Consider the following 25959-nt stretch of genomic DNA (forward strand, 5'->3'; position numbering starts at 1 on the left):
TTAGAGCGCGGACGGCGGCCTGCGCACTGCAGCACGAGCCCGGAAAAGGGGTGCACCCAGTGCCACCCCAAGTCGGCAACTGCCATGACCGACAGGGGCGATGGCGCCGACGAGGCTGAGGGACGTGCCCGATGAGCGGGCCGCCCGGAAGGAGACCCGCACCATGACCGCCCTGTACGCCACCACCCCGGCCGCCGCGTCCGCCCGCCGCACCACACGAAGGGCATGGCTCGCCCGCGTCGTCCGCGTACGGCCCGAGTCGGTGCTGTTCGTCTCGGGGGCGGCGCTGGTGCCCTGGCTGTATGTGCTCGCGACAACGCTGCCGTCCACGGCCCGGGTCACGCATTGGAACGCCGCGTGGGTGGGGTTGGACGCCCTCCAGGCGCTCGGGCTGTTCTCGACCGCCGCGCTGCGCCGGCGCGGCGACAACCGCCATCGCCTCACCGCCGCCGCCACCGCCGCGCTGCTCGTGGTGGACGCGTGGTTCGACACGGTGACGGCCGCCCCGGGTGGCGAGCTGGCCGTGGCGGTCGCGATGGCCGTCTGCGCGGAGCTCCCGCTGGCCGCCGTATGCGCGGCCCTGGCGCTCGGGACCGACACCGCTTAGCGGCCCAGCGCGGACCGCAGGGTCACTCCGTACCTGCTGCGCAGGCGGTGCACCTCCCACACCGACAGCGCGGTCACCGACAGGGGGCCGCCGAGCAGGAACGCGTTCAGCACCACGGGCGGGGCGGCCACGTCGGCGTCGTCGAAGAGCTGGAGGGCGAAGAGCGACCAGACCAGCAGCGGGGAGAGGACGGCGGGGAGCAGCTCGTGGACGTCACCGACGCGGAAGCAGGAGTTGAGCCCCTTGACCGCGGCTACCAGGGTGAAGCACACCGCCACCAAGAGGACGACGACACAGAGAAGCCCGGCGGCGATGAACAGCAGGCCGATCACGAGTCCGCTGATGATCCTGCCGAGCGTCTCGCCCAAGAGCCCCAGGAGGAGATCGTGTGAGCCGACGTCCGACATGGAGACGATGTCCCCGCTGAGTGCGGAGACCATCAGCCAGACGACGCCCGCCCCGAGCGGTAGCGCCCCGAGCGCGCGCAGCGGGGCGCCGAGGCGGCTCGTGTACAGGCCGCCGAGGGGCGGGCGGGCCGCGAGGATGAAGGCGGTGACGCCGATGAATCCGGCCACCAGCAGGACGCCGCAGCCGAACAGCAGCTCCTCCAGCTTCCCCAGGACGAATTTCTCGCCCCCCTTCGTCAGCGGGTAGGCGAGCAGCAGCCATGCCGTGGCCGCCAGGCCCAGGAGCGTACGGCCGCGCCACAGCCAGGCGATGACCGGATCCTGGATGCGGTCCGGGCGGGAGGGATCGGTCAGTGCGGAGGCGAGCGTGATCGGATTGGGCAGGGACCTGGCCGGCGCCGTCCAGCGTTGACGGGTCGTGTTCACCTGTGTTTCTCCCCCGGGATGATGCACACCCGCAAGCGAGTGCATGACAAGCCGTCCACCCTAGCTGATCATGGTCACGTCGTTCATCCCGACCTCGGGGCAGCCCGGCGCCTCGCCTCCGTCACGCCTGGGACGCCGCCCACCACAGCACGACCGCGGCCACCGCGAAGCACGCCAGCATGATCAGGACGGCCTGGCGCCGGGCCGCCGCGTCGGCGGTCATCCGTGGCGAACCGAGGGCGCCGTGTGCCTGCGCGAGGTGGTCGAGGCCTTTGTGGCGGGCGCCGCCGTAGGTGATCCGCTCCGTCCAGTCACAGTGCCGGCAGCCGAGCAGCCGCCGCTGCCCCCGGCCGTAGCCATAGCTCACCTCGAAGACGGTGCCGTCCTCGCGGGTGGCGGTGATGTGGTGCGTCACGCTTCGCACGATGTGCTGAACCCCCCCGTTCCCGCCGAGCGACGGGCCCCGGCGCCGCGGCATTGTATCCGCGGGGCCGGAGCCCGTCGTCGTGTGTGTCCGGGCCGTGACCCGGTCAGTGGCCGGTCGAGCGACCGGTCAGCAGCCGATCAGGCGGCCGCCGAGGTAGGACTGGATCTGGTCGAGGGAGACCCGCTCCTGCTTCATCGTGTCGCGCTCGCGCACGGTCACCGCGTTGTCCTCGAGCGTGTCGAAGTCGACGGTGACGCAGAACGGCGTGCCGATCTCGTCCTGGCGGCGGTAGCGGCGGCCGATCGCGCCCGCGTCGTCGAACTCGATGTTCCAGTGCTTGCGCAGATCCGCCGCGAGCCCCTTGGCCTTCGGCGAGAGCTGCGGGTTGCGGGACAGCGGCAGCACGGCGACCTTGACCGGCGCGAGGCGCGGGTCGAGCCGCATGACGGTGCGCTTCTCCATCTTGCCCTTGGCGTTGGGCGCCTCGTCCTCGACGTACGCGTCGAGCATGAAGGCCAGCATGGCGCGGCCCACGCCCGCCGCCGGCTCGATGACGTAGGGGGTCCAGCGCTCGCCGGCCTCCTGGTCGAAGAACGACAGGTCCTGGCCGGACGCCGCGGAGTGCGCCTTCAGGTCGTAGTCGGTGCGGTTGGCCAGACCCTCCAGCTCGCCCCACTCGGAGCCGCCGAAGTTGAAGCGGTACTCGATGTCAGCGGTGCGCTTGGAGTAGTGGGAGAGCTTCTCCTTGGGGTGGTCGTACCACCGGATGTTGGCCTCCTGGAGACCGAGGTCCCGGTACCAGTTCCAGCGCTGCTCCATCCAGTACTCGTGCCACTTCTCGTCCTCGCCCGGCTTGACGAAGAACTCCATCTCCATCTGCTCGAACTCGCGCGTGCGGAAGATGAAGTTGCCCGGCGTGATCTCGTTACGGAAGGACTTGCCGACCTGCGCGATACCGAACGGCGGCTTCTTGCGCGAGGTCTGCTGCACGGCCAGGAAGTTGGTGAAGATGCCCTGGGCGGTCTCGGGGCGCAGATACGCGACCGAGCCGGAGTCCTGGGTCGGGCCGAGGTGGGTGGCGAGCAGCCCGGAGAACTGCTTGGGCTCGGTGAAGCTGCCCTTGTTGCCGCAGTGCGGGCAGTTGAGGTCGGCCAGACCGTTCTCGGGGAGACGGCCGTGCTTGGCCTCGTACGCCTCCTCCAGGTGGTCCGCGCGGAACCGCTTGTGGCAGGAGGTGCACTCGGTGAGCGGGTCCGTGAAGGTGGCGACGTGGCCGGACGCCTCCCATACCTCACGGGCCAGGATCACGGACGAGTCGAGTCCGACGACGTCGTCGCGGGAGGTGACCATGGCACGCCACCACTGCCGCTTGATGTTCTCCTTGAGCTCCACGCCGAGCGGTCCGTAGTCCCAGGCGGCGCGCTGGCCACCGTAGATTTCGCTGCTCGGGTAGACGAAGCCACGGCGCTTGCTCAGGCTGACGATGGTGTCGATCTTGTCGGCGGCCACGGTGCTCTCTTCATTGATGACGACATGAGGACGACGAAGCGAATGCTTCAGGTTACCGGCGGCGGCACCCCCCGGATCAAATCGATACCGTAAATGATCAGCGAGGGCCCACTTGTTGACAATCGTTTCCACCTTTGTTGAAAATGAGAGTCATGAACATACGCCGCCTGAGCCTCGCTACAGCCCTGATAGGGGCTGCGGCGATGAGCCTGACCACGCTCACAGCCTGCTCCTCCAACGCCGGAGACGGAAGGACGGACGGCAAGCTGGACGTGGTGGCGTCGTTCTATCCGATGCAGTTCCTCGCCCAGCGGATCGGCGGGGACAAGGTCCATGTCTCCAGTTTGACCAAACCCGGCGTCGAACCCCATGACCTGGAGATCAGCCCCCGCCAGACCGCGGACCTCAGCAAGGCAGGTCTGGTGGTCTACCTCAAGGGGCTGCAGCCCTCCGTCGACCGCGCCGTCGGCCAAGCCGAGCCCCGGCACGTCGCCGACGCCGCCTCGTACACCACCATGGAGGACCACGGCACGGAGGTCGAGGGCGAGCACGGCCACGAGGGCGAGGAGGGGCACGAGGACGAGCACGGCCACGACGACCACGCCCACTCCGGCGGCGACGCCGCCGCCGACCCCCACATCTGGCTGGATCCGGTGCGCTACGCCCAGGCCGCCCGGGGCGTCGGCAAGGCCCTGGAGAAAGCCGACCCCGACCACGCCGCCGCCTACAAGAAGAACACCGCGGCTCTGGTCAAGCAGCTGGACACCCTCGATCAGGATTTCCGGAACGGTTTGAAGGACCGCACCTCGGACACCTTCATCACCACCCACGCCGCCTTCGGCTATCTCTCCGAGCGCTACGGCCTGAGGCAGGAGGCGATATCCGGCCTCGATCCCGAGTCCGAGCCCAGCCCGGCCCGGGTCAGGGCGCTGCACGCGATCGCGCGGAAGGACAAGGTCAACACCGTTTTCTTCGAGACGCTGGTCAGCGACAAGACGGCGAGGACCCTGGCAGGCGATCTTCATCTGAAGACCGATGTGCTCGACCCCATCGAAGGCATCGGCGACAAGTCCAAGGGCCACGACTACCTCGGAGTGATGCGGTCGAACCTCAAGGCCCTGCAGCAGGCACTGGGCACCAAGTGACGGAGGACCCCATGGAAGCCGCAGCCGCAGCCACAGAGCCCGCACCCCCCGCCGCCGACCCCGAACCGGCCATATCCCTGCGCGGTGCCACCGCTTCCCTCGGCGGGCGCCCCGTGCTGCGCGGCGTCGATCTGGCCGTCCGCCGCGGCGAGGTCGTCGCCCTGCTCGGCGCCAACGGCTCGGGCAAGTCCACCGCCGTCCGCGCCGTCGTCGGGCAGGTCCCGCTGACCGGCGGCGAGCTGACCCTCTTCGGCACCCCCGGCCGCCGCTTCCGCGACTGGGCCCGGATCGGCTACGTACCACAGCGCACGACCGCCGCCAGTGGCGTCCCCGCCACCGTCCGCGAGGTCGTCGCCGCGGGCCGGCTGTCCCGCCGCGGGTTCGGCCCGCCGCGCAAGGCCGACCGTGCGGCCGTCCACCGGGCGCTGGAGCTCGTCGGCATGGCCGACCGCGCCCGGGACTCGGTGAGCGCCCTGTCCGGCGGCCAGCACCAGCGGGTGCTGATCGCCCGCGCGCTGGCGGCCGAACCCGAGCTGCTGATCATGGACGAGCCGATGGCCGGGGTCGATCTCGCCAGCCAGGAGATCCTCGCCGGGACGCTGCGCGAGCAGGTGGCCGAGGGCGCCACGGTCCTCCTCGTCCTCCATGAGCTCGGCCCGCTGGAGCCCCTGATCGACCGCGCGGTGGTGCTCCGCGACGGCTGCGTCGTCCACGACGGACCGCCGCCCAAGGCCGTCGGCCAGCATGCGCTGCCCGGCCATGACCACGTCCACCCCCACGCGGCGCCCGACGCCGAACCGATCCGGACAGGGTTGCTGACCTGAGATGCTCGAGATCCTCGACTACGCCTTTATGCAGCGGGCCCTGCTCGCCGCCGTCCTGGTCGGCATCACCGCCCCCGCCGTCGGCATCTACCTCGTCCAGCGCCGCCAGGCGATCATGGGCGACGGAATCGGCCATGTCGCGCTCACCGGCGTCGCCCTCGGCTTCCTGACCGGCACCAACCCCGTATGGACCGCCGTCGCGGTCTCCGCCCTCGGCGCCGTTCTGATGGAGCTGATCCGCTGGTACGGCAAGACCCGCGGCGATCTCGCGCTCGCGATGCTCTTCTACGGCGGTATGGCGGGCGGCGTGCTGCTGATCAACCTCTCGCCGACCGGCTCCAACGCCAACCTCACCACCTACCTCTTCGGCTCGATCACCACCGTCTCCCGCGAGGACGTCGTGGCGATCTCGCTCCTGGCGGCCTTCGTCGTGCTGATCACGCTCGGCCTGCGCCGCCAGTTGTTCGCCGTATGCCAGGACGAGGAGTTCGCCCGGGTGACCGGCCTGCCCGTACGGACGCTCAATCTGCTGCTGGCCGTCACCGCCGCCGTCACCGTCACCGTCGCCATGCGCGTTGTCGGGCTGCTCCTGGTCAGCGCCCTGATGGTGGTCCCGGTCGCCGCCGCCCAGCAGGCCACCCGGGGCTTCGCGATGACCCTCGCGCTGGCGATCTCCATCGGCGTGGTTGTGACCCTGTCCGGAACCGTCTTCTCCTTCTACCGAAACGTCCCGCCCGGCGCGAGCATCGTCGTCCTCGCCATCGGCGTCTTCGCCCTGATCACGGCCCTGGCCGCCCCGTTGGCGAAAAAACGCGCCGCGCGGACCGCCGCCGCCGAGGAACGGTGCACCCTGAAGGACGATGTGCTGGTCCAGTCGTAGCCGACCCGTAGCCAGGGCGTTAACTGGCACAATGGCCGGGCAAGGAGCGACGAGCAGGCGAGGTTGAGGAGGCACCTGTGGTGACCGCGGGTCCCCCGGTACGCGGCCGGTCCACCAGACAGCGCGCCGCGGTAGCGGCGGCGCTGGACGAGGTGGACGAGTTCCGCAGCGCGCAGGAGCTGCACGACATGCTCAAGCACCGAGGCGACTCGGTCGGCCTGACCACTGTCTATCGCACGCTCCAGTCCCTCGCCGACGCCGGCGAGGTCGATGTCCTCCGCACCACGGAGGGCGAAGCGGTCTACCGCCGCTGCAACAGCGAGGAACACCACCACCATCTGGTCTGCCGCGCGTGCGGCAAGGCCGTCGAGGTGGAGGGCCCCGCCGTGGAGAAGTGGGCCGACGCGATCGCCGCCGAGCACGGCTTCGTGGACGTGGCCCACACGATCGAGATCTTCGGCACCTGCGGCGACTGCGCGGCCACGAGCAAGGAGTAGCGCTGCCATGTCCGCGGTGACGGTCGCCGTCATGGCCGCCTCGCGGCCTCGCGTCGCCTTTGCGGCGAGTGAGGAGTGACGGCCTGCTGGATCCGGACAGCGCGGATACCTCGGCCGGCCCAGAGACGTGGTGCTGATCGCCGTCGCGATCTCGATGCCGCCTCGCTGACGAGGACCCGGGACTCCCCTTGCCCGTCGGTCAGCTGCCGCGATCCCGATCCCGGGGATCACCGCTCCGCAACCGCGCACCACCCGCGCCGCCCGGCCTTGGGTGGTGTGCCGCGCCCGGGCTCGCGAAGGGCCTGGGCCGTGTCGTCCACGGTGGTGCGGTAGGCCGGCCCCACCGCCCGCTCCCCCAGCGTCCCCCGCTGTCGCTCACGCCGGCTGCGGCCCGTCCTTCTTCAGCTGCTCCTCGTTGGGGATCGCCCCGCCGAAGCGGCGGTCGCGGGAGGCGTACTCCAGGCAGGCCCGCCACAGGTCGCGGCGGTCGAAGTCCGGCCAGAGCACGTCCTGGTAGACCATCTCGGCGTACGCGCTCTGCCAGAGCAGATAGTTCGACGTCCGCTGCTCCCCCGACGGCCGCAGGAAGAGATCCACATCCGGCATGTCCGGGTAGTAGAGGTACTTCGCGAACGTCCTCTCGTTCACCTTCGACGGGTCCAGCCGGCCCGCCCGGATGTCCTCGGCCAGCGCCTTGGCCGCATCGGCGATCTCCGCCCGGCCGCCGTAGTTCATGCAGAAGTACATCGTCATGGCGTCGTTGTCCTTGGTCTGCTCCTGCGCGACCTGGAGCTCCTGGGCCACCGACTTCCACAGCTTCGGCATCCGGCCCGCCCAGCGGATCCGGATCCCCATCTCGTCCATCTCATCGCGGCGGCGCCGGATGACATCACGGTTGAAGTTCATCAGGAAGCGCACCTCGTCGGGCGAGCGCTTCCAGTTCTCGGTCGAGAAGGCATAGAGGGAGAGGTTCTTGATCCCCATCTCCAGACAGCCCTTGAGCACGTCCAGCACGACGCCCTCGCCGACCTTGTGCCCCTCCGTGCGGGGCAGCCCGCGCTCCTTGGCCCAGCGGCCGTTCCCGTCCATCACGACGGCCACGTGCGCCGGCACCAGCTCACCGGGGATCTTCGGCGGCCGGGCGCCGGACGGATGCGGGTCCGGGGCCCGGTACTCGCGCCGCTGCCGGCCCAGAAACCCGCGTCCTGCCATGCCTGCCACGTCTCCCTCTGCCTGTGCTTCTCGTGCTTCTTACTTCTCTACGTACCGCAGCGACCGCAGTCCCCGCTCCAAATGCCAGTGCAAATACGCCGCCACGAGCCCGCTGCCCTCCCGGGCATGGCGCAGCTCACACGCGTCCGCCGTCTCCCAGTCCCCGGTCAGCAGCGCGCCCAGCAGCGTCAGCGACTCCGCCGAGGGTACGACGCTTCCCGGCACCCGGCACTCCCCGCAGATGACCCCGCCGGCCCCGACCGAGAAGAACCGGTTCGGACCGGGCATCCCGCACTTCGCGCAGTCGTCGAAGCTCGGTGCGTAGCCGTTGACGGCGAGGGAGCGGAGAAGAAACGCGTCAAGGACCAGATGCGGCTCGTGCTCCCCGGAGGCGAGGGTACGCAGCGCGCCGACCAGGAGCAGGTACTGCTGTACGGCGGGCTCACCCTCATGATCGGTGAACCGTTCGGCCGTCTCCAGCATCGCCGTACCGGCGGTGTAGCGGGCGTAGTCCGTGACGATCGCGCCACCGTACGGAGCGATCGTTTCACTCTGCGTGCACAGCGGCAGCCCGCGCCCGATCAGCTCGCCGCCCCGCGCGAAGAACTGCACGTCGACGTGCGAGAACGGTTCGAGCCGCGCCCCGAACTTGGACTTCGTCCGGCGCACCCCCCGCGCCACGGCGCGGACCCGCCCGTGGTTGCGGGTGAGGATGGTGATGATCCGATCCGCCTCGCCCAGCTTCTGGGTGCGCAGCACGATGCCGTCGTCGCGGAACAGACTCATGGCGTCATTGTCCCTCAGCGGGACACATGATCGAACCGCCCGGCCTTCACGGCCCGCGCGAAGGCGCGGAGGGCGGCGGGGGTGGTCGCGATCACGTTCTGGGGCTCGTCGCTCTCCCAGAGGAGGATCGCGGCGTCACTCTGGGCGAGCTCCACGCAGTTGCTCTCGTTCTGGTCCGAGTACGAGGCTTTGCGCCACTGTATGTCCGACATCTCAGCCTGCCATGTGGTCGCACTCTCCCGTCTTGACCCTCTCGATAAGCCCCCGGAGGGAAGCGGGGGTGATCGCGATGATCACGTCGGGGTCGTCGCTCTCCCGAAGGAGGACGGCCCCCGGTATGTGAGCGAGTTCCACGCAGTTGTGCGCATCCGACTCTCCGGAGTACGAGGACTTCTGCCAGTGCTGCACGTACGACATCCCATGCCCCCGGCTTCGTCAGCCAGCCAGGTGGTCGAACTCGCCGAGCTTGACGCTCTCGATAAGCCCCCGGAGGACAGCGGGGGTGGTCGCGATGACCGCACCAGGGTCGTCGCTCTCCCGAAGGAGGATCGCAGCGTCGGGGAGCTGAGCGAGCTCGACGCAGTTGTTTCCGGGGCCGTCCGCTGAGTAGGACGACTTCTGCCACTGTATGTCGGACATCTCGATGCCTTCAGAGTCGTTGGGCGATGGCATGAATGAAATCGCGGGTGTCTTCAGGGGTGAGGGCCAGCCCCTCCGTCCGGTCGAGGATCCGCCGGTAGTTGCCGAGGTGGGTCTCTCCGTCCAGAAAAGTCACGCCGGTGGGCGCGTCGAGCTGAACCGTATCCAGTTGCGGAACCACCCCGTACACATACGTCACGGAGGCCCCCGCGTGCGGAAAACCTCCGGCGGAGAACGGGATGGCACGGACGGTGACATTGTCCCACTCCGACGCCACCAGTAGGCGTTCCAACTGCCCGCGGGCCACCTTGGACCCGCCGAACTCCATCCTCATCGCAGCCTCGTGAATGAGGAAGGTGCACTGCGGAGGGTTGTCTCGATCGAGCACCTCACGGCGTCTCAGCCGGTACGAGACGTTGACTCGCAGTTGCGCCGGGGTAAGCGCGGGTTCGGCGGTGGAGAACACGGCATTGGCGTAGTCCTCAGTCTGCAGAAGCCCTGGAACATGCATGATCTGAACCGCACGCATACCCACGGCATGGAAATCCAGCTCGGCCAGATCCAGCGCGTCGACAGCCATCCTCTCCCGGTAGTCCTCCCACCAGCCCCGGCCTCGCTCTGTAGCCATCGCCGCGAGAGCGTTGACATACGCCTGGTCCCCACAGGAGTAGATGGCGGCCAGCATCCTGACGCGCTCCTCGCTCACGCCCAAGCGCCCAGCCTCCATATTGCTGACCCGAGCACCCTCGGCGCCCAGTTGCTGAGCGGCGTAAGCCACCGTCATCCCAGCATGCTCACGCATCTTGCGCAGTTCCGCGCCGAGTCGGCGCCGCCTCGCGCTCGGGGCTGTCTTATGCGTCATGTCCACCCTCCCCCTTTGACTGTCACACAGAGTCGCCGCGACCTTACCGGGCCACCATCATCGAGTGCATGTCTTTCCATGAATGAGTACAGGGTTGCACTCAATGCCTGATGGTCCTGCTAGCGCAGCGCATTGGAACAGTCACGCACCGCGTTGGGAGACACCGCCATGCCCGAACTCACTGAACCCCCACACGCCTACCGCTTCAGCGCCCCCAACTCCCCCAGGAGCCCCAGGGTGTGCCGCGACGCCATCGCCGCTCTCCTCCAGGCGAACGACCTGCACGACCTCGCGGACACGGCGCGGCTGCTCGTCTCGGAGGCGGTCACCAACGTCAACCAGCACACCAACACCCAACTGATCCACATCGACACCCTCGTACGCGACAGGATCGCGACCATCGCCGTACGGGACAGCTCGCCGGACCGCCACCCGTACCCGCGCGACGCGGGGCCCGACGAGGAGGGCGGGCGGGGGTTGTTACTGATGCAGGAGCTGGCCTACGCCTGGGGCGTCACCTGGGAGAACGGGCTCCAACCCACCGCCAAGCACATCTGGTTCGAGCTGCGCGGATCGGCCAAAGACGCCGTGAGCGAGTAAGTACACCTGTGCGCCCTGCCGCCCGGCCTGACGCCACGACACCATGGATCGCACCCAGTCCGGAGGGAGATCACATGGGGAAGCACGGAGGCAAGCCGGATCCGGCCGAGAGCGACGGGCACAAGCCGGACAAGCCCGTCCCGCCGCCCGACCCGAAGCGGCCGGAGCCGCCGAAGCGATGACCGGCACCGACACGGGCGCCCTTGTCCGGCAGCTCGTGGACGGCGGCCACCTCCCGGCCGCATGGGTGGACGCCTTCCGCCGCGTCGACCGTGCGGTGTTCCTCCCCGATCGCATCTGGGTCCGCGCCGCCGACGGATACGAGCCCGTTGACCGCACCGCCGAGCCGGAACAATGGCGGGAGCTGGCCTACAGCGACCAGGCTCTCGTCACGCAGGTAGAGGATCCGCCCGACACCGCAGGCGCCACGGCAGCGCGCACGCCGTCCAGCTCGGCGAGCATGCCGAGGGTCGTCGCGACCATGCTCCAGGCCCTCGACGTCCGCCCCGGACAGCGCGTTCTGGAGATCGGTGCGGGCACCGGATACAGCGCCGCGCTCCTCTCCGCCAGGCTCGGAAGCGAGCAGGTGACCACTGTCGAGGTCGATCCCGCGCTCGCTGACAGGGCGCGCGCCGCCTTGGGGCCGCGGGCCACCGGCCCGCGGTGATCACCGGAGACGGTGCCGTGGGATGGCCCGCGAACGCGCCGTATGACCGCGTCATCGCCACCTGCGCCGTATACGACGTGCCCCGCGCCTGGATCGAGCAGACCGCGCCCGGGGGGCTGATCGTCCTCCCCTGGGGAACGGTCCTGCGTAACGGCGTCCTGCTGCGGCTCACCGTCGAGTACGGCTCCGACGGAGCCGTGGCCTGCGGGCCGGTCGTCGGCGACAGCGCGTTCATGTGGATGCGGGCGCAGGCACCCGAGCGGGACGTCATGGCCGTCATCCAGGGAGAAGCCGACAACGGCAGGACGCGCCTCAATCCCAGTTTCCTCGGTGATGACGACGCGTGGTTCGCCGCCGGCGTCCTGGTCCCCGGCTGCCAGTGGGTCGTGGGCCACGGGCCCGACGGTGAGTGGACTCTCTGGCCCGCCGACTCGACCAGCGCCTCGTGGGCCTCTGTCGACTACGAGCCGGACGCCACCGAGTACGAGGTGCAGCAGCACGGGCCTCGGTTGCTCTGGAACGAGCTGGAGGCGGCGCACGCGTGGTGGGTGCGTGCCGGTCGGCCGACACGCACCCGCTTCGGGCTCACCGTGACCTCCGCCGGTCAGTGGGTGTGGCTCGACCATCCGGAGAACGTCGTCCCTGCTCGCTCTCCCGATCCCCGTGACGGCCCGCTATAGCGCAGGGCCGCCCCGCTCAACCGGCGACTTCGGCGATTTTCTCCGTCTGCTTGTCCACGATCTGCTGTGGCACATCGACAGCCTTCGCAAAGGCGGGGTCAGCCGCGCCGAAGCTGATCAGAGTGGAACCCTTGCGGGCGATCACATAGTTCAGCTTCCACGACGGGCCCTCCAGCAGAACGCCGATGGCCTCGTCGCCGCCTGTCGCCTTCTTCTGCCGGACCCCTGTGGTCTGCTGCAGCACGCTCTCCGTCGGGGTGTTGAAGCCGGAGCCGCACGCCTTGATCGCATCCCTCAGGTCGCTCATGGCCTTCTTGGCATCCGGCTCCTTGAACCCGGCGAGAATGACGGAGTATTGGCTGCCGTCCCCCGACTCGGTCGACGGATGTGCCGTGGAGAGCGTACCCGCCGTCGAGCTCTTGGCCTTCCGGCTCGCCCCGGGCGCTATGCCGTCCAGGATCGGCTGGCACTTGGCGTCGTCGGCCGTGATCCGGGAATCACGGGGACCGTCTTGGCGGGCCACCGTGTACCCGGGCAGGTCCCTGCCGGTGACCGCCGCCTTGCCGAGCTGCGCCTTGGACAGGGCCGGGTGATCCGTGTTCCCGCCCCCGCCGCCACACGCCGTGGCCAGCAGCAGGAGCCCAGCCGCCGACATGGCCATCCCGGTCGCCGTTCGCACGTCACACGCCTCGCTTCAGTTGTCTCAGTTATCGGTTCGTCGGGTCGAACGCCCGCATCATGACACGGCGGCGGCCTCCGTCCCGCAGCCCCCGCCAGACGTTCAGGACCGGACCAGCACGATCGTCTCGTTCGGCGTGAGCGTGCCATTCGCGCGGCGTTCGATGACGAGGAGGCCCACCGCGAGGTTCCGGTAGCTGTCCGCCAGGTCAGGCTCGCGCAGCAGAAGGTCGGCCACCTCGGCCAGCGCCAGCGCCTCAAGACGGAGGATGCGGGCCTCCGATGCCGTGATGGACCGTGACCTGTCGGCGAGAGCGGCGGTCGTGGTCGCGATCCCGGCGGCGATCTTGTCCAGGGCGCCGGGAATCGGAGTGGAGGCTTGGCTGAGGACCCGCATGGTCGCCGCCGCACTGTCCGCCAGGGCGGACAAGGGCTCCGGCAGCGGTACCCGTAGGCGCGAGGCGGTGAAGTGGACCCCGCAAAGCACCCGGCGCACGAGCGAGTCGAACGTGTCCAACCGCACGGTGTCGCGCCGGGAGTCCTGCCGCCGTCCGGCCAGGAAGAGCAGGAGGGCGGACAGCCTGGTGACCCGGTCGGCGGGGGAGGACGTCACGAAAACAGCACGGGGAACAGAAGAGGAGTCGAGGTCGCCGAGATCCAGCACGGGGTCCAGCCGCGGGTCGACGGCGTCGTGAACGGCATCGTGGACGGCATCGTGGACGGCGCGGCGGGTGGCGAGGTCCCTCGCGTCGGGCAGGGCACCGGAGCGGAGCAGAGCATGGAGGTCGTCGCAAGCGAGGGCCACCATCAGCACCAGGCTCGGGTACTTCGCCTCTCTCCAGGCCGCGTCGGGGCGCGGTGCACGCCCACGGCTGCCGCGGACAAAGTACGGGGTGTCCCGTGAGGGGATGAGGCCCGCCGTAACGGCGAGGTCTCGCACAATGCCAAGCCCCTGCTTCCCCATGTCCAGGATCAACTCGTCCTGCTCGCTGCGGCCGAGCCAGGAGTCGACCCGGTGGAGCCCCAGTGCTCCGAGCCCAGGAGTGCCCTCGCCGCCCCGGATGGGGTCGAGCAGGAGGCCGGATGGTGCGTCAACCAACCTCAGCGACCATGGATTCTTCGCCCCCTCCGGCACCCACAGCGACACCGGCAGGGGCTCACCATCGGAGTCGGAGGGGGCACACCAGACGGTGTGCTCAGTAGCCGATGACGCAAGGCGGAAAGCAGGATCCGCGACTTCCACTTCGGTGGGCAACCGATAGCCGGCATCCTCGGGCAGAAGCCTGTTCAGCCACAGCACGAAGGCCGTTGCCTCGTCCCCGGTCATGCCCACGGCGACCCGGTCGAGCGGGCTGTCGGTGAGGCCGGTTGTCTGCGGCCGGTGCTTTTCCGCCGCGAAGAGACCGTAGATCTCCCGCGTCACGGGTCGCGCGCAGATAAGGGTGTCGTCGCCGAGCCGTACCGTGTCGCGCAGCCGCCGCATGACCGTGACGGCCGTCATCAGACGGCGCCGGGGTGAGCCGACGGGCTCGTGGAGCGCTTCCTCGCGCAGCGTCTCCAGTCTCCGGGCCACTACCCGGCCCAGTTCCGTCGCCTCCTCCTGGCACTCGAAGGCCAGGGCGAGCGCCCTAACGCTCTCCGAAGCCAGACACGCCTCCACCACCGGAGCCGGATCCACCCTCGCCGCGTACAGCAGCGTCGTCTCCCGCCACCAGTCGTCGTCCACATGGGCGGCCAGGACATCGACCAGTCCCCTGTGCTGGATGTGCAGCGCGGCCAAGTGCTCCTGAAGGGTGAGATGGGCGAAGGCGTACAGCCCTCGCTCCCGCTCGATGAGCAGTCCGCTGACGACGGTCGCGTCCAGGAATTCCTGCGAGGACAGCACGGGCGAGACCCGCAAGAGGATCGGCCGCAGCACATCCGACGCGTACTCGCCCCGGATGTCGCGCATCCGGTCGGCCATCATCGCGTAGGCCAACTCCCGGAGGACGACCTCCTTCTTGGCGCCGGTCAGCTCGTCCGGAAACGCCGTCGCGGCGTTTCGCTTGGCCTCCTGCCGCCGCCACAGCAGCACCTCGCAGATCTCGCCGTACAGCCCCGCCCGGCTGCCGGGCAGCGCGCCCCGGTAGCGGTGGACGTTGGCGATCATCGTCAGCAGGAGCGGGTTGGCGGCGAGGTCGTACAGGACCGGCCGGGCGCGGAGCCGGTTCAGCAGGTCCTCGGCGCCCTCCTCCGCCCGGTCCGCGACCGCCGCGTCGTCGGTGCCGGTGCTCAGCCGCTCGATCGCGCGGTACCAGCCATGGACGAAGCGCCCGATCTGCTCTCCGGTGAAGCGGCGCACCTGGAGGACGCGGGCGCGGTTGACCGGGGCGCTCGCGTAGCCGTGGGGGCGTGAGGTGAGGACGAAGTCGTTGCCGTCGTACTGCTCGATCTGCTCCTCGACCCATGTGGAGACCCTGCGCCGGTCGGCCTCGCGGGCCACCTCGTCCAGACCGTCCAGCAGGACCACACAGCGCCCGTCCTGGAGCTGACGGTCGAACCACCCCGGCGGTTCGTCGCCCTTCAGCCGGCGCAGCGATGCCGCGATGATCTCCGGCAGCGGGACGTTCGGGTTCGCCGTGACCGCCTCGGCGTGATCCCGTAACAGCAGCAGCACCGGCAGACCGCGTCCGCCGCGCTCCCGCGCGAGACAGAGCGCGAGGTGCTTGAGCATGGTGGTCTTGCCCGTGCCCGGGGCGCCGATGACGGCGAGAGCCGCCCCCTCCTGCTGACCGAGGAAGTCACGGATGGACTGCCGCACCGGGACGACGGCTCCCTCGGCACCCGCCAGGGATTCGCGCGACGCCTCGTGCGTCGGTCTCGGCACCAGGCTGACGTCAACGAAGACCTCCTCAAGCCCCGGGGTGTAGTCCCCGCGCGTCGCGAGCCCCTTGAGGTCGATGAAGCGATGGTGGCTCAGCACATACGCCCGGTACTCCCGTTCGAAGCGGGAGAGCCGCCACCGCACCCGCCGGTCCACGGCGTCGGCGACCCGCTCGACCCACCGGTCGGCCACCTTCCCGTAGACCTTGAACAGGAACCCGAGGGCCGCCATCAGCATCCCGTAGGCCAGGAACAGCAGCAGCGAGACGACCGGATGGCGGCCGGCCGACGACCAGAACCTCGCCCCCACCACCGCCGGCGGCACCAGACTCACCGCCGCCAGCCCGACACGCGTCAACAACTCCGCACCACTCTTGGCAGCCGCCACAGCTCTCCCCCGATCCCCGTGACATCCCGTTATAGCGCAATCACGGCGACTGTGCCGCGCATCACATCGACCTCACCGACGCCACCCGAGTTGCGGGGCCTCCCGAGCGGCGGGACGGTGGACGTGGGGGCTGAACAAGCGACGGGACCGCGCCGGTGCGCGGCAGAACCGGGCTGTCGTCCTTGGGTTTTCCGCGCACTGGCGCGCGTCCGCGATCCGGCGGGGAGCGCACAGAAGCGGAGAAGCCAATGACGAACGGACTCAACGGCCCCATGGGCATGGGCCACAACGGGGAGCGGCCCATGCGGGGTGAGTCGCCGCTCGGGCGGCAGGTCACGGAGTACACCGGGCGGTATGTGGTACTGCTCGACCAGCAGGAGCCGGAGCGTGGCATGGACGCGTTGCGGTCCTCGGTCGGCATCGCGTCCGTCGAACGCGTCCGCGGCGCGGAGGCCAGGGGCGCCGCCGAGCTGCTGCAACGGCCGGATGTCTCGGTGCTCTTCGACGAGCTCGGCGTCGCCGTCGTCGATGTGCAGCCGGATCAGCGGCATGCGCTGGTGACCACGGCGGAGGCGGAGCCCACGATCATCGCGTCGGAGCCGGAGCGGATAGTCTACGCGTCGGTGATCACTGAGCCGCAGCGGACGCTGACCGGGTTCTTCCCGACGTACCGCAGTGACGACGACGAGGTGACCCGCCACACCAGGGCAGAGCTGGCGTCGTCGCTGGGTCCGGCCTGGGACGAGCAGAACACGACCTGGGGGCTTCAGGCGATCCGGGCCAACTGGTCGACGCTGACCGGGCGCGGGGTGAAGATCGCCGTCCTGGACACCGGTGTGGACACCGATCACCCGGATCTGACCGGGTGCGTCGACGAGACGGCGTCCTTCGTGCCGGGCGCGAGCCCGGAGGACGGTCATGGCCATGGCACGCACTGCATCGGCACGGTGGCCGGTCCGGCGAAGCCCGAGCACGCGCCGCGCTACGGCGTGGCCGGTGAGGCCCGGATACTGGCCGGCAAGGTGCTGAGCGACCGCGGCAGCGGCACCGACGGCCAGATCCTGGCGGGCATGGCCTGGGCGGTCTCGCGCGGGGCGCGGGTGATCTCCATGTCGCTCGGCGCCACGGTCGAGCCCGGTGAGCTGTTCCCGCAGACGTACGAGAACGTGGCCCGGCGCGCGCTGCAGCACGGCGCGGTGATCGTGGCCGCGGCGGGGAACGAGAGCTCGCGGCCCCGGTTCATCGCGCCCGTCGGCCGGCCTGCCAACTGCCCTTCCATCCTCGCGGTGGCGGCGCTGGGCAAGGATCTGGCGACCGCGTTCTTCTCCAACGGCGCCATCAACGGCGCGGGCGGCGAGGTCAATGTCGCCGCGCCCGGTGTCGACATCTTCTCGGCGGCACCGGACGGCACGTACCAGACGATGAGCGGCACCAGCATGGCCACGCCGCACACCGCCGGTGTCCTCGGGCTGCTCGCCCAGGCGAACCCCGACGCCTCGGCGGCCGACCTCCAAGCCCGACTGCTGTCCGGGGCGTACCCACTGGCGCAGCCCGCCACGGACATCGGCGCGGGTCTGCTCCAGGCCCCATGAGCCAGAACCAGGGCCAGGGCCAGGCGTCGGAGTCCGGTCCGGTCCCGGTGATCCTCTCCATCGACCCGGACCGGTTCGCGGAGGCGGTGGAGGCCGTGCGGCGGGCCGGGCTGACGGTGACCGGGGAGTATCCGGTGCTCGGCTCACTGGCCGGGACCATCGCCGAGGACCGGATCCCGGTCCTGGAGGCGATCGACGGCGTCGAGTCCGTCGACCGGGAGCGCATCGTCGGGATTCCGCCGCCGGACTCGCCGATCCAGTGAGTGGTCGTCGGGGTGATCCCCGAGGCGCGGGGCGGGGGTGGGCCGGGGGTGGGCCGGGGCTGTCCCGGAGGCCGGGTGCGTACCGCGCCAGAAGACTGGTCGTCAGGCCGGAGAGACCGGCCGGACGATCAGTCACCTGGAGACCACACCGTGATCCGTGCCTTGTCTCGGCCCCGTTGGAAAGCCCTCGCCGCGGCCACCGCGCTGCTGGCCGCCGTGGCGGGCGGGGCAGCCGCACCGGCGCTTGCCGCCGCCCCCGCCCAAGCCGCCGCCCACGCGTCGTCGCCGCCTCCGCTGGACGCGGCGGCGCTGCGGGGCGTCGTCGACGGGTTACCGGGCGACGACCTGACCGGTGTGCTGGTCCGCATCACCGGAAGCGCCGGGCAGTGGTCGGGCACGTCGGGCGCCGGGGATCTGAGCACCGGGGCACCGGTGCGCGCCGACGGGTCGTTCCGGATCGGCAGCATCTCCAAGGTGTTCACCGCCACGGTGGTGCTCCAACTGGCCGCCGAGCACCGGCTGGACGTGGACGACGCCGTGCAGTCGTATCTGCCCGGTCTGTTGCCTGCCGCATACCCGAAGATCACCATCGGCCAGCTGCTGAACCACACCAGCGGACTGCCGTCCAGGGGCGGGGAGGAGTTCTGGGGCGACGGGACGAACCAGTGGTTCGTGGACCACCGCTTCGAGAGCTGGTCGCCCGATCGCATCGTCACCACCTTGGTCCGGGGCCGGGAGATGGAGTATCCGCCCGGCACCGCGCAGACCTACAGCGGGATCAACACCTTCGTCGCCGGGCTGATCGTCGAGAAGGTCACCGGGCACTCGTTCGCCCGGGAGGTACGGGACCGGATCGCGCGGCCGCTCGGGCTGCGCCACACCTACGTCCCCGCGATCGACGACGCCCGGCTGCCGGGGCCGGCCGCCCATGGCTATCTGACGGTCACGGCGAAGGACGGTACGGCCGCGAGGGCCGATGTGACCCAGCAGGCGGCCTGGCCGTGGGCGGAGGGCGGCATGATCTCGACCGCCGCCGAGCTGGACCGCTTCATGGGCGCGCTCTACCGGGGGCGGCTGCTGCCGCCGGCACAGCAGCGGCTGCTGTTCAGCGTTCCCGATGTGCCCAACCACCGGAACAAGAACTGCGAGTACGGCCACAACCGCGCCTGTTTCAGCATGGGCCTGATACGGGGCGCGCTCGAGGACGGCACCGAGGTCTGGGGCAAGACCGGCTCCCGCCCGGGCTACACCAGCGGCATGTTCGCCACCCGGGACCTGAGCCGCCGTCTGGTGTACTCGGTCAACCCGACCGGGCTGGGCGGCGCGGAGTCCTCGTCGGTCATGAAGCTGGTCACCACCGTCTTCGGCCCCCTCGCTCAGACGCGGTCGAACGGCTCGGCGTAGGCGAAGACCCCCTTGAGGGTGGGCTGATACGCGGTCAGGGTCCGGACCTGGAAGAAGTCGCCCCAGGCCGGATCCGGGGCCGTGATGCCGTAGTCGGTCGCGGGGCGGAAGCCGAACCGGCCGTAGTAGGCGGGGCTGCCGAGCAGCGCGACCAGTGATTCCCCGAAGGCGTCCGCGGCGCCGAGCACCGCGTGGACGAGCGCCTGGCCCACGCCGCACCGCTGGTGGTCGGGGTGCACGCTGAGCGGGCCGAGGCCGAGGCCGAGGGCCGGATCGGGGCCCACATGGCCACGGGTGCACAGCACATGTCCGATCACCTCGCCCCGGTCGTCGGTGGCCACGAAGGACAGCGCGGGCAGCCAGGCATCGCAGAGGCGGAGCTCGTCGAGAAGGGTCGTTTCGACCGGGACCGTGGTGCCCGACTTGGCGAACGCGGCCGAGGTGACGGCACGTACCGCGTCGATGTCGGCTGGGGTCTCTCGTCGGATCAACACCGGCACAGGATGCGCGGCGGATCGCGGTGTGAGCAACCGAATTGTGCGCCGACGCTCAACGACCGCCCCACGTCTCGGGACCGCCGAGGGCGCGCGGCCACCCCTTCACCTCGCACCGCCGAATCGCCCAACCTGGCTGATGCCGCGCTAGTGCCGCGTCAGCCAAGGTTTGCCCGGTAGCGAGGCGTCCTGGTGCGGTCAGCTGCAAGGTGCCGGATCGGCCTCGTAGCGGGCCTACTCGGTCGATTCGGCAACGCCGCAGATGGCCGTGCCAGGGCGGCGAGCGGGGTGAACCTTGGCTGACGCGGCGCTACCTCTGCGCGCGGGTGGCGAGGGCCCGTTCGATCTGGATGTACGTCACGTCGTGGTCGGCGAGGACATGTGCGGCGACGCCCGGGCGGGCGGTGAGGGAGAGCAGCAGATGTTCGTCGCCGATGTGCTTGTCGCCGCGCGCGAGCGCGATCCGCAGCGACCGCTCCAGCACCGATTTGGCCTCCCGGGCGAAGGGGCGGCGTGGCGGGCGCTTGCCGCGCCGCGGGGTCCGCGCGGGTGCGCCTCCGGTGGCCAGGGCGCCCACGCCGTGGGCCTCTTCCACCCGGGCGACGATCTCCCCGACATCGATGCCGAGGCCGGCCAGCGCCTCGGCGTCGGCGTTCGAGATGCCGCCGCGGCGGCGCACCTCGGCCAGGGCGCGCTCGATCGAGTCGCGGCGGCCGTGCGCCCCGAGGGCGGCGAGGGCGTCGGCGGCGGGGCTGCCCGTACGGTCCAGGAGCGCGAGCAGCAGCTCCGCCTCGCCGACCGTGTCGCTGCCGGTGTCCTCCGCGTGGCGGACGGCGCCGCGGACGACCTCGCGGGCACTGGTGGTGAACCTCTCGAACATCAACGCCTCCCGTGCTTCTTGTGGACCGCCTGCCTGCTGACGCCCAGCTCGGCGGCGATCTCCTGCCACGACCAGCCCTTCGCGCGGGCGCTGCGCACCTGCACGGCCTCCAGTTGCTCCAGCAGCCGGCGCAGCGCGGCGACGGCGCGCAGCCCGATGCGCGGGTCCCGGTCGCCCGCCCGCTCGGCGAGATCGGTTGCTTTCGTCATGATGTCAACGTAGATTGACAGCCCGCAGCCGTCAACCCTGATTGACACTCCGGGGCGTAATTGGCTCGACGCGGCGGCGACACGTCCGGCAACCTCCCGTTATGGACCCCCATTTCTGGCCCCCGTACGGGCTACGCCTCCGCACGCCGCGCCTGGAGCTGCGGCTTCCCGACATCCCCCTGCTCGACGAGCTGTGCGCGGTCGCGGCGGGCGGGGTGCACGACCCGGCGGAGATGCCGTTCAGCGTGCCCTGGACCGACGCCACCCCGGACGAGGTGGGGCGCGGGGCCTTCCAGCACGTCCTGAGAACGATCGCGGAGTGGCGGCCCGAGAAGTGGACGATGAGCTTCGCGGTGCTGCACGACGGCGCGGTGGTCGGGCGTCAGGACCTCTCCGCGACCGACTTCGCGGTGACGAGGGAGGCCGGGACCGGGTCCTGGCTGGGCCTGGCCCACCAGGGCAAGGGCCTCGGCACGGAGATGCGGGCGGCGGTGGCGTATCTGGCGTTCGAGGCGCTGGGGGCGCGGTGCCTGATCTCGAGCGCGATGGTCGGGAACGACCGCTCGCTCGGGGTGTCGCGACGGCTCGGATACCGGCCCGACGGTCTGTCCGTACTCGCCGTACGCGGGCAGGCCCGCACCCTGCAGCGGCTGCGGCTGGACCGCGCGTCCTGGGAGGAGCACCGCGCGACCCCGGTCGAGATGTCCGGACTGGAGCCGTGCCGGGCGCTGTTCGGGGCGACACCTTAGGGTGGTCGCTCCACTGGACGTTCGAAACCGGGGGAGTCGCCGTGCGAGCGGCCGTACGCACAGGAATCGCGGGCCCTGCCGTCATGCTGGCGGCCCTTCTCACCGGATGCGGCAGCACACAGGGGCCGCCCGATCCGGGGCGCCCCGCCGCATCGGGGAACCCCTCGACGGCGCCCGGCGTCGACGGCGAGGCCGACCGGGACCGGGTCTTCACCGACGCCGATCTGGAGGCCGCGCTCCTTCCCGCCGGGGCATTCGGCGGGCGCGCCCGGGTCACCGGGACGGAGCTGGGGCTCTTCGGCCGGTACGGGGGCGGCGACTGGGTCGGTTGCGAGCCCGGCAACGCCCTGCGCGGGGAGCTGACCGGCTTCGAGGGAACCAGCGCCCAGCAGACCGTGCGCATCACGCCCGCCGCCGGAGGTGGCCGGACCGTCACCGTCCAGCTGGTGTCGATGCCCACCGGGCGCACCGAGCGCTATCTGGAGGTCCGGCGCCTGCTCCACCAGGTCTGCCCCGATGTCGCCGTCGACACGGAGGCCGCCCCCGTCCTCGAGCACCACAAGGCCCGCGAGCTCGCCGCCCTCGGCGACGACGCGCTGCTGGAGATCTCGCGGCAGACCGGCGGTGACGACGACGGCACGCCGTCGTACGCCGTGGACGTCCGCGTCGGCGGCGTGCTCGCCATCGTGCGGGCCGGCGGCGACAAGGACACCGCCGTCTCGCTCGCCGCACGCGCCGCCCTGCGGATCCGCACCGAGCTGTACGGTGCCCGGCCTCGTGCCGTCACGAGCCGCCCGTAGAACGCTCGTTACGCTCCCTTCCGTGAAGAGACCCCGAATAGTCCCGGCCACCGCTTCCTCGCTGCGGCGGGCGCGCCGCACCCTCGTACGCGGCTGGCGCCATCCCCGGCTGAAGTGGCCCAAGCGCCTCACGGCGGGCCTGGCGGGGTGCCTGGCGCTCGCCGTCCTCGCCGGCGGGATCTCGCTGCGGCTGCTGTACGCGGGCGACCCGAAGCCCGGGACGCTGACCCGCGGCCGGGACGCTGTGTGGCTCGGCCACGCATGGGTGGACGGCCGCAACGGCGAGCCGGAGCTCGCCACGCTGGCGCGGCGGGTGCGCGGCACCGGGATCCGCGATCTCTACGTCCACGCGGGCCCCTTGGAGCACAACGGCACGCTGCCCGCCGCCCGCTACCCCAGGGCCGCCTGGCTGCTGAAGGCCGTGCACCGCGAACTGCCCGGCGTTCGCGTCCAGGCGTGGCTCGGCGACAAGCTGGCCACCGAGGGCCCGACGGGGCTCCGGCTGGGCGACCCGGACAGCCGGGCGCGTATCGTCCGCTCCGCCCGGCAGGTGCTGGACGCGGGCTTCGACGGGGTGCACTTCGACCTGGAGCCGATGCACTCCGGCGACCGTGACTTCCTCTCCCTGCTCGACGACCTGCACGCCCTCACCCGCCCCCGCCATGTCCCCCTGTCGGTGGCCGCCCATCAGATCGACCCGCTGCCCGGCCTGCACTCGGTCGCGGGCTTCGTCGCCAACCACCCGAAGTGGTGGTCGCAGAAGTACTTCGGTCAGGTGGCGCGGCGGGTCGACCAGATCGCGGTGATGTCGTACGACACCTCGATGCCGCTGGAGAGCCTGTACGGGGGCTATGTGGCCCAGCAGACGGAGCTGGCCCTCGAAGCCACCCCGCCGGACACGGATCTGCTCATGGGGCTGCCCGGCTACCACACCGACAACTTCGGCCGCCACGCCTGGGCCGAGACGGTGGCGGCCGCGGTCCGCGGCACCCGTCTCGGCCTCGGCCGCGAGGACCGGGGGCGCGAGCGGTTCGGGCTGGCGCTGTACGTGGACTTCGCCGCGACGCCCGGCGACTGGACGGCGTACCGGAGGGGCTGGGGCGCGCCGACCGCGGAGTGACGCGGACCCGAGCCGACGCGCTCGGGCGGGGCGACGGGGCGGACGCTCAGGCGCCGAACCACCCGGCGACGTCGAGGCGGAAGCCGCTGAGGGGCGCCATCGCGCGCAGGTCCGCCTCCATCGCGCGCACCCGTTCCGCCCCGAGCGCATCGGCCCATCGCTTCCGCAGCTCCTCGAAGATGACGGCCGAGCGGGCCAGCGCGTCGATACCGCGCGGGGTCAGCCGGATCACCTTGCGCCGGGCGTCGGCCGGGTCGTCGGCCCGGACCACGTAGCCCAGCGCCTCCAGCCGGTCGGCCGTCTTGCCCGCGGCCTGTTTGGAGACGCCGAGCCGCCGGCCCAGCTCGCTGGCGGTGGCGCCGTCGCGCCCGATGGCCTGCATGGCGAAGCCGTACGCCGGGCGGACATCGGGGTGTCCCTGGCGGGCCAGCTCGGCGTGCAACTGGTCGATGAGTGAGCGGAAACCGGCGAAGAGCAGCAGCGGCAGTTCAAAGCCGGGGGTCTCCTCAACCATCGCGACGCCCCTCGCCCTTGCCACATTCGACAACCTGGTTTACGTTTTCGACAACCACGTTGTCGATAGTAGCGTCGATAACAGCCCAGGGGGATTCACCATGCCCATCGACATGTTCACCGACCACACCCCGGACTCCGCGCCGCCCGCCGCGCGCCGGTCCATGGAGACGACGGTCCGGCGCCTCGGCTACCTTCCGGCGCCCGTGGCGCGGATGGCCGAATCGCCGGAGCTGCTGGATGGATTCCTCAAGCTCAGCGGGGCGTTCGAGACGGCCACGCTGGAACCGCTGGACCGCGAGGTCGTCATCATGACCATCGCGACCCGCAACGCCTGCCACGTCTGCGTGGCCATGCACACCGCGAAGCTCACCGCACTGGGCGCAGACGCCGGGCTCGTCACCGCACTGCGGGAGCAGCGGGCCCTGGACGATGAACGGCTCGACGCCCTGCGCGACTTCACGCTCACCGTCCTGGAGACCGCGGGCGCGGCGAGCGACACGGCCTTCAAAGCCTTTCTCGGCCAGGGCTACACCCGCCGCAACGCCCTGGAGGTGGTGCTGGGCATCGGCACCTACACCATGTCCATCCTGGCCAACCGGCTCACCCGGGCGCCGCTGGACGAGCCGCTCTTCCGCTTCGCCTGGACCGCCTGATCGGGAATGCCCCGTACGGCACGGGGTGACCAGCCCCGACTCGTAGGCCGCGATGACCAGTTGCGCGCGGTCGCGGGCGCCGAGCTTGCCCATGGTGCGGCTGACGTGGGTCTTGGCGGTGAGGGGCGAGAGACCCAGCGCCCGGGCGGCCTCGGCGTTGTTCAGACCGCGGGCGACGAGCGCGGCGGCTACTGCGACGGTGGCGGCGGGGCGGGGCCGATCACTCCCTGGGGAGTACGGAGGCGCAGACCGGGCTTCCGGGTGCCCCGGCTACCGCTGGGCCCCCAGCGGTAGCCGGGGGCGAGCCGAGCACCACACCCAGCGCGCCGTGATCAGCTCCCGGATCACCGATGCGGTCCTGCTCCGCGCCCGCGTCCAGCCGTGAGATCTCCAGCAGATCCTCGACCAGCGTGCTCAGCACCCGCACCCGGTCGCGCACATATCCCGCCGAGCCTCTGATCAAAAGGCCGCGCGGGTGGCGGCCAGGAGGCGGGCCGTGTCGTCCGGGCAGATCATCAGGGCCCGGCCGACGGTCTCCAGGACCGCTCGCTCGGCCGGGCGGTACGGGCCGTCGGCGACCGCGATCCGGGCGCCCTGGAGCAGGATGGCCTCCCGGCCCGTCGGGGCGAGGTGCGGAGCCAGCGGCTCCAGGGCCTCGTGGAGCTCGATGGCGAGGGCCGTGCCGCAGGGGTCGAGGCCGTCGCGCTCGCCGGAGCACGCGCCGGGCAGCCGTCCGGTGTCGGCGGCGAGCGCCTCGATGAGGGCGAGCAGCTGGTCCTCGCTGCAGTCGGCGAACCCGGCGGCCCGCACCGCGCTGACCGCGACCTGCCGGACCGCTGCCGCGTCGGTGCCGCCCGCGGTGAGGACCGCGAGAGCGACGGTGTGCACGGCGTCGCGCAGCATCGCGGAGAAGCGGGTGGTGGTGGGATGGTCGAGTACCTCGGTGCCGAACCGGCCGGTGCAGGCGGCGCACTCGACGACGGGCGCGACCGGCCCGCGCGGCAGCAGCGGAAGACCCAGCACCACGATGCGGCGGCGGCCGGTGCGGCGGCGGTAGTTGCGGTCGCCTCCGCAGTCGGGGCAGAAGAACTCGCCATCGCCGACGGTCCGCCACAGAGTGCGTACGCCTACCACACACAGGTCCCGGTCACGGCGGGCTCGCGCATGCACCACGTCACACCTC

The 25959-nt window shown here is 70.9% G+C and carries 32 protein-coding genes and 1 pseudogene; 15 read left to right on the plus strand and 18 right to left on the minus strand.

Annotated features, from left to right (window positions below):
• The first annotated feature begins 124 nt into the window (after positions 1 to 124).
• Positions 125 to 607, plus strand: a complete 483-nt coding sequence (locus ABZU99_RS22365; protein WP_356046226.1) for a hypothetical protein — start codon at positions 125 to 127, stop codon at positions 605 to 607.
• On the opposite strand, the gene ABZU99_RS22370 is transcribed toward ABZU99_RS22365, so the two are convergent.
• The 3 genes from ABZU99_RS22370 to ABZU99_RS22380 all read right to left on the minus strand — a co-directional run bounded on the left by ABZU99_RS22370 (position 604) and on the right by ABZU99_RS22380 (position 3376).
• Positions 604 to 1440, minus strand: a complete 837-nt coding sequence (locus ABZU99_RS22370) for a hypothetical protein (RefSeq protein ID WP_356046228.1) — start codon at positions 1438 to 1440, stop codon at positions 604 to 606. The two genes, ABZU99_RS22365 and ABZU99_RS22370, sit on opposite strands and share 4 nt — an antisense overlap.
• A gap of 121 nt (positions 1441 to 1561) precedes the next feature.
• Positions 1562 to 1855, minus strand: coding sequence for a hypothetical protein (locus ABZU99_RS22375; protein ID WP_356046230.1), 294 nt, complete (start codon positions 1853 to 1855; stop codon positions 1562 to 1564).
• A gap of 138 nt (positions 1856 to 1993) precedes the next feature.
• Positions 1994 to 3376: a glycine--tRNA ligase gene (locus tag ABZU99_RS22380; protein ID WP_355943903.1), complete on the minus strand. Its 1383-nt coding sequence runs from the start codon at positions 3374 to 3376 to the stop codon at positions 1994 to 1996.
• 152 nt (positions 3377 to 3528) lie between these two features.
• Between ABZU99_RS22380 and ABZU99_RS22385 the strand changes: the two genes are divergently transcribed.
• From ABZU99_RS22385 to ABZU99_RS22400, 4 genes are all read left to right on the plus strand, one after another.
• Positions 3529 to 4521, plus strand: coding sequence for a metal ABC transporter substrate-binding protein (locus ABZU99_RS22385; RefSeq protein WP_356046232.1), 993 nt, complete (start codon positions 3529 to 3531; stop codon positions 4519 to 4521).
• An 11-nt stretch (positions 4522 to 4532) separates the two neighbouring features.
• Positions 4533 to 5345: a metal ABC transporter ATP-binding protein gene (locus ABZU99_RS22390; RefSeq protein WP_355943907.1), complete on the plus strand. Its 813-nt coding sequence runs from the start codon at positions 4533 to 4535 to the stop codon at positions 5343 to 5345.
• Position 5346: 1 nt separating this feature from the next.
• Complete coding sequence (locus ABZU99_RS22395) at positions 5347 to 6225, plus strand: metal ABC transporter permease (RefSeq protein WP_355943909.1); 879 nt, start codon at positions 5347 to 5349, stop codon at positions 6223 to 6225.
• Positions 6226 to 6302: 77 nt separating this feature from the next.
• Positions 6303 to 6722, plus strand: coding sequence for a Fur family transcriptional regulator (locus ABZU99_RS22400; RefSeq protein WP_355943911.1), 420 nt, complete (start codon positions 6303 to 6305; stop codon positions 6720 to 6722).
• Between the two features lie 375 nt (positions 6723 to 7097).
• On the opposite strand, the gene ABZU99_RS22405 is transcribed toward ABZU99_RS22400, so the two are convergent.
• From ABZU99_RS22405 to ABZU99_RS22430, 6 genes are read right to left on the minus strand one after another with little or no spacing between them, the layout of a single operon-like run.
• Positions 7098 to 7934 (minus strand): isoprenyl transferase, encoded by an 837-nt coding sequence (locus ABZU99_RS22405; protein ID WP_355943913.1) that lies wholly within the window; start codon positions 7932 to 7934, stop codon positions 7098 to 7100.
• Between the two features lie 39 nt (positions 7935 to 7973).
• Entirely contained in the window at positions 7974 to 8720 is a 747-nt protein-coding gene (gene recO, locus ABZU99_RS22410) for a DNA repair protein RecO (protein WP_355857962.1), read from the minus strand.
• Between the two features lie 14 nt (positions 8721 to 8734).
• Positions 8735 to 8932, minus strand: a complete 198-nt coding sequence (locus ABZU99_RS22415; RefSeq protein ID WP_356046236.1) for a DUF397 domain-containing protein — start codon at positions 8930 to 8932, stop codon at positions 8735 to 8737.
• A gap of 1 nt (position 8933) precedes the next feature.
• A complete protein-coding gene (locus ABZU99_RS22420; protein WP_355943917.1) occupies positions 8934 to 9137 on the minus strand; it encodes a DUF397 domain-containing protein in 204 nt (67 codons plus the stop codon).
• An 18-nt stretch (positions 9138 to 9155) separates the two neighbouring features.
• Positions 9156 to 9359: a DUF397 domain-containing protein gene (locus ABZU99_RS22425; RefSeq protein ID WP_355943919.1), complete on the minus strand. Its 204-nt coding sequence runs from the start codon at positions 9357 to 9359 to the stop codon at positions 9156 to 9158.
• A gap of 10 nt (positions 9360 to 9369) precedes the next feature.
• Positions 9370 to 10221 carry a helix-turn-helix transcriptional regulator gene (locus tag ABZU99_RS22430; RefSeq protein WP_356046238.1) on the minus strand — a complete coding sequence of 284 codons (852 nt, stop codon included), beginning with the start codon at positions 10219 to 10221 and terminating at the stop codon, positions 9370 to 9372.
• Between the two features lie 168 nt (positions 10222 to 10389).
• On the opposite strand from ABZU99_RS22430, the gene ABZU99_RS22435 reads away from it, so the two are divergent.
• The 3 genes from ABZU99_RS22435 to ABZU99_RS22445 all read left to right on the plus strand — a co-directional run bounded on the left by ABZU99_RS22435 (position 10390) and on the right by ABZU99_RS22445 (position 12168).
• Positions 10390 to 10821, plus strand: a complete 432-nt coding sequence (locus tag ABZU99_RS22435) for an ATP-binding protein (protein WP_355943923.1) — start codon at positions 10390 to 10392, stop codon at positions 10819 to 10821.
• A 178-nt stretch (positions 10822 to 10999) separates the two neighbouring features.
• Positions 11000 to 11488, plus strand: a complete 489-nt coding sequence (locus tag ABZU99_RS22440; RefSeq protein WP_355943925.1) for an rRNA adenine N-6-methyltransferase family protein — start codon at positions 11000 to 11002, stop codon at positions 11486 to 11488.
• 17 nt (positions 11489 to 11505) lie between these two features.
• Positions 11506 to 12168 (plus strand): hypothetical protein, encoded by a 663-nt coding sequence (locus ABZU99_RS22445; RefSeq protein WP_356046241.1) that lies wholly within the window; start codon positions 11506 to 11508, stop codon positions 12166 to 12168.
• A gap of 16 nt (positions 12169 to 12184) precedes the next feature.
• Here the strand turns inward: ABZU99_RS22445 and ABZU99_RS22450 are convergent, their stop codons facing one another.
• Both ABZU99_RS22450 and ABZU99_RS22455 read right to left on the minus strand, forming a co-directional pair.
• Positions 12185 to 12847 (minus strand): hypothetical protein, encoded by a 663-nt coding sequence (locus tag ABZU99_RS22450; protein ID WP_355943927.1) that lies wholly within the window; start codon positions 12845 to 12847, stop codon positions 12185 to 12187.
• A 102-nt stretch (positions 12848 to 12949) separates the two neighbouring features.
• A complete protein-coding gene (locus ABZU99_RS22455) occupies positions 12950 to 16096 on the minus strand; it encodes an NACHT domain-containing protein (protein WP_356046243.1) in 3147 nt (1048 codons plus the stop codon).
• Positions 16097 to 16344: 248 nt separating this feature from the next.
• On the opposite strand from ABZU99_RS22455, the gene ABZU99_RS22460 reads away from it, so the two are divergent.
• The 3 genes from ABZU99_RS22460 to ABZU99_RS22470 all read left to right on the plus strand — a co-directional run bounded on the left by ABZU99_RS22460 (position 16345) and on the right by ABZU99_RS22470 (position 19355).
• Positions 16345 to 17688, plus strand: coding sequence for a S8 family serine peptidase (locus tag ABZU99_RS22460; protein WP_356046245.1), 1344 nt, complete (start codon positions 16345 to 16347; stop codon positions 17686 to 17688).
• Positions 17685 to 17951, plus strand: a complete 267-nt coding sequence (locus ABZU99_RS22465; RefSeq protein ID WP_355943933.1) for a hypothetical protein — start codon at positions 17685 to 17687, stop codon at positions 17949 to 17951. Before ABZU99_RS22460 ends, ABZU99_RS22465 begins: the two co-directional genes overlap by 4 nt.
• 162 nt (positions 17952 to 18113) lie before the next feature.
• Positions 18114 to 19355, plus strand: coding sequence for a serine hydrolase domain-containing protein (locus tag ABZU99_RS22470; RefSeq protein ID WP_356046247.1), 1242 nt, complete (start codon positions 18114 to 18116; stop codon positions 19353 to 19355).
• On the opposite strand, the gene ABZU99_RS22475 is transcribed toward ABZU99_RS22470, so the two are convergent.
• The 3 genes from ABZU99_RS22475 to ABZU99_RS22485 form a co-directional block, all read right to left on the minus strand.
• Entirely contained in the window at positions 19328 to 19849 is a 522-nt protein-coding gene (locus ABZU99_RS22475; protein ID WP_356046249.1) for an N-acetyltransferase, read from the minus strand. The two genes, ABZU99_RS22470 and ABZU99_RS22475, sit on opposite strands and share 28 nt — an antisense overlap.
• 310 nt (positions 19850 to 20159) lie before the next feature.
• Positions 20160 to 20729: a Clp protease N-terminal domain-containing protein gene (locus tag ABZU99_RS22480; protein WP_355943939.1), complete on the minus strand. Its 570-nt coding sequence runs from the start codon at positions 20727 to 20729 to the stop codon at positions 20160 to 20162.
• The gene (locus tag ABZU99_RS22485; RefSeq protein ID WP_355857933.1) at positions 20729 to 20938 is read right to left on the minus strand and encodes a helix-turn-helix domain-containing protein; all 210 of its coding nucleotides are present in this window, start codon (positions 20936 to 20938) and stop codon (positions 20729 to 20731) included. Before ABZU99_RS22485 ends, ABZU99_RS22480 begins: the two co-directional genes overlap by 1 nt.
• Positions 20939 to 21039: 101 nt before the next feature.
• On the opposite strand from ABZU99_RS22485, the gene ABZU99_RS22490 reads away from it, so the two are divergent.
• The 3 genes from ABZU99_RS22490 to ABZU99_RS22500 all read left to right on the plus strand — a co-directional run bounded on the left by ABZU99_RS22490 (position 21040) and on the right by ABZU99_RS22500 (position 23607).
• Positions 21040 to 21687 (plus strand): GNAT family protein, encoded by a 648-nt coding sequence (locus ABZU99_RS22490; RefSeq protein WP_356046252.1) that lies wholly within the window; start codon positions 21040 to 21042, stop codon positions 21685 to 21687.
• Between the two features lie 41 nt (positions 21688 to 21728).
• On the plus strand, positions 21729 to 22487 hold the full coding sequence (locus ABZU99_RS22495) for a hypothetical protein (RefSeq protein ID WP_356046254.1): 759 nt from the start codon (positions 21729 to 21731) through the stop codon (positions 22485 to 22487).
• Positions 22488 to 22596: 109 nt separating this feature from the next.
• Positions 22597 to 23607, plus strand: coding sequence for a glycosyl hydrolase family 18 protein (locus ABZU99_RS22500; RefSeq protein WP_356046325.1), 1011 nt, complete (start codon positions 22597 to 22599; stop codon positions 23605 to 23607).
• A 46-nt stretch (positions 23608 to 23653) separates the two neighbouring features.
• Here ABZU99_RS22500 and ABZU99_RS22505 read toward each other — a convergent pair whose 3' ends face one another.
• Positions 23654 to 24121: a MarR family transcriptional regulator gene (locus tag ABZU99_RS22505; RefSeq protein WP_356046255.1), complete on the minus strand. Its 468-nt coding sequence runs from the start codon at positions 24119 to 24121 to the stop codon at positions 23654 to 23656.
• Between the two features lie 100 nt (positions 24122 to 24221).
• On the opposite strand from ABZU99_RS22505, the gene ABZU99_RS22510 reads away from it, so the two are divergent.
• Positions 24222 to 24776, plus strand: coding sequence for a carboxymuconolactone decarboxylase family protein (locus tag ABZU99_RS22510; RefSeq protein WP_356046257.1), 555 nt, complete (start codon positions 24222 to 24224; stop codon positions 24774 to 24776).
• 21 nt (positions 24777 to 24797) lie between these two features.
• Here the strand turns inward: ABZU99_RS22510 and ABZU99_RS22515 are convergent.
• The 3 genes and pseudogenes from ABZU99_RS22515 to ABZU99_RS22525 all read right to left on the minus strand — a co-directional run.
• Positions 24798 to 24959: pseudogene (locus ABZU99_RS22515) on the minus strand (LuxR C-terminal-related transcriptional regulator); the annotation flags it as partial.
• Between the two features lie 37 nt (positions 24960 to 24996).
• Positions 24997 to 25215, minus strand: coding sequence for a hypothetical protein (locus ABZU99_RS22520; protein WP_355943951.1), 219 nt, complete (start codon positions 25213 to 25215; stop codon positions 24997 to 24999).
• 20 nt (positions 25216 to 25235) lie between these two features.
• Positions 25236 to 25949: a TerB family tellurite resistance protein gene (locus ABZU99_RS22525; RefSeq protein ID WP_355943953.1), complete on the minus strand. Its 714-nt coding sequence runs from the start codon at positions 25947 to 25949 to the stop codon at positions 25236 to 25238.
• Positions 25950 to 25959: the final 10 nt, after the last annotated feature.

This window comes from Streptomyces sp. NPDC005266, assembly GCF_040607655.1.
In the GTDB taxonomy this organism is placed as follows: Bacteria; Actinomycetota; Actinomycetes; order Streptomycetales; family Streptomycetaceae; genus Streptomyces.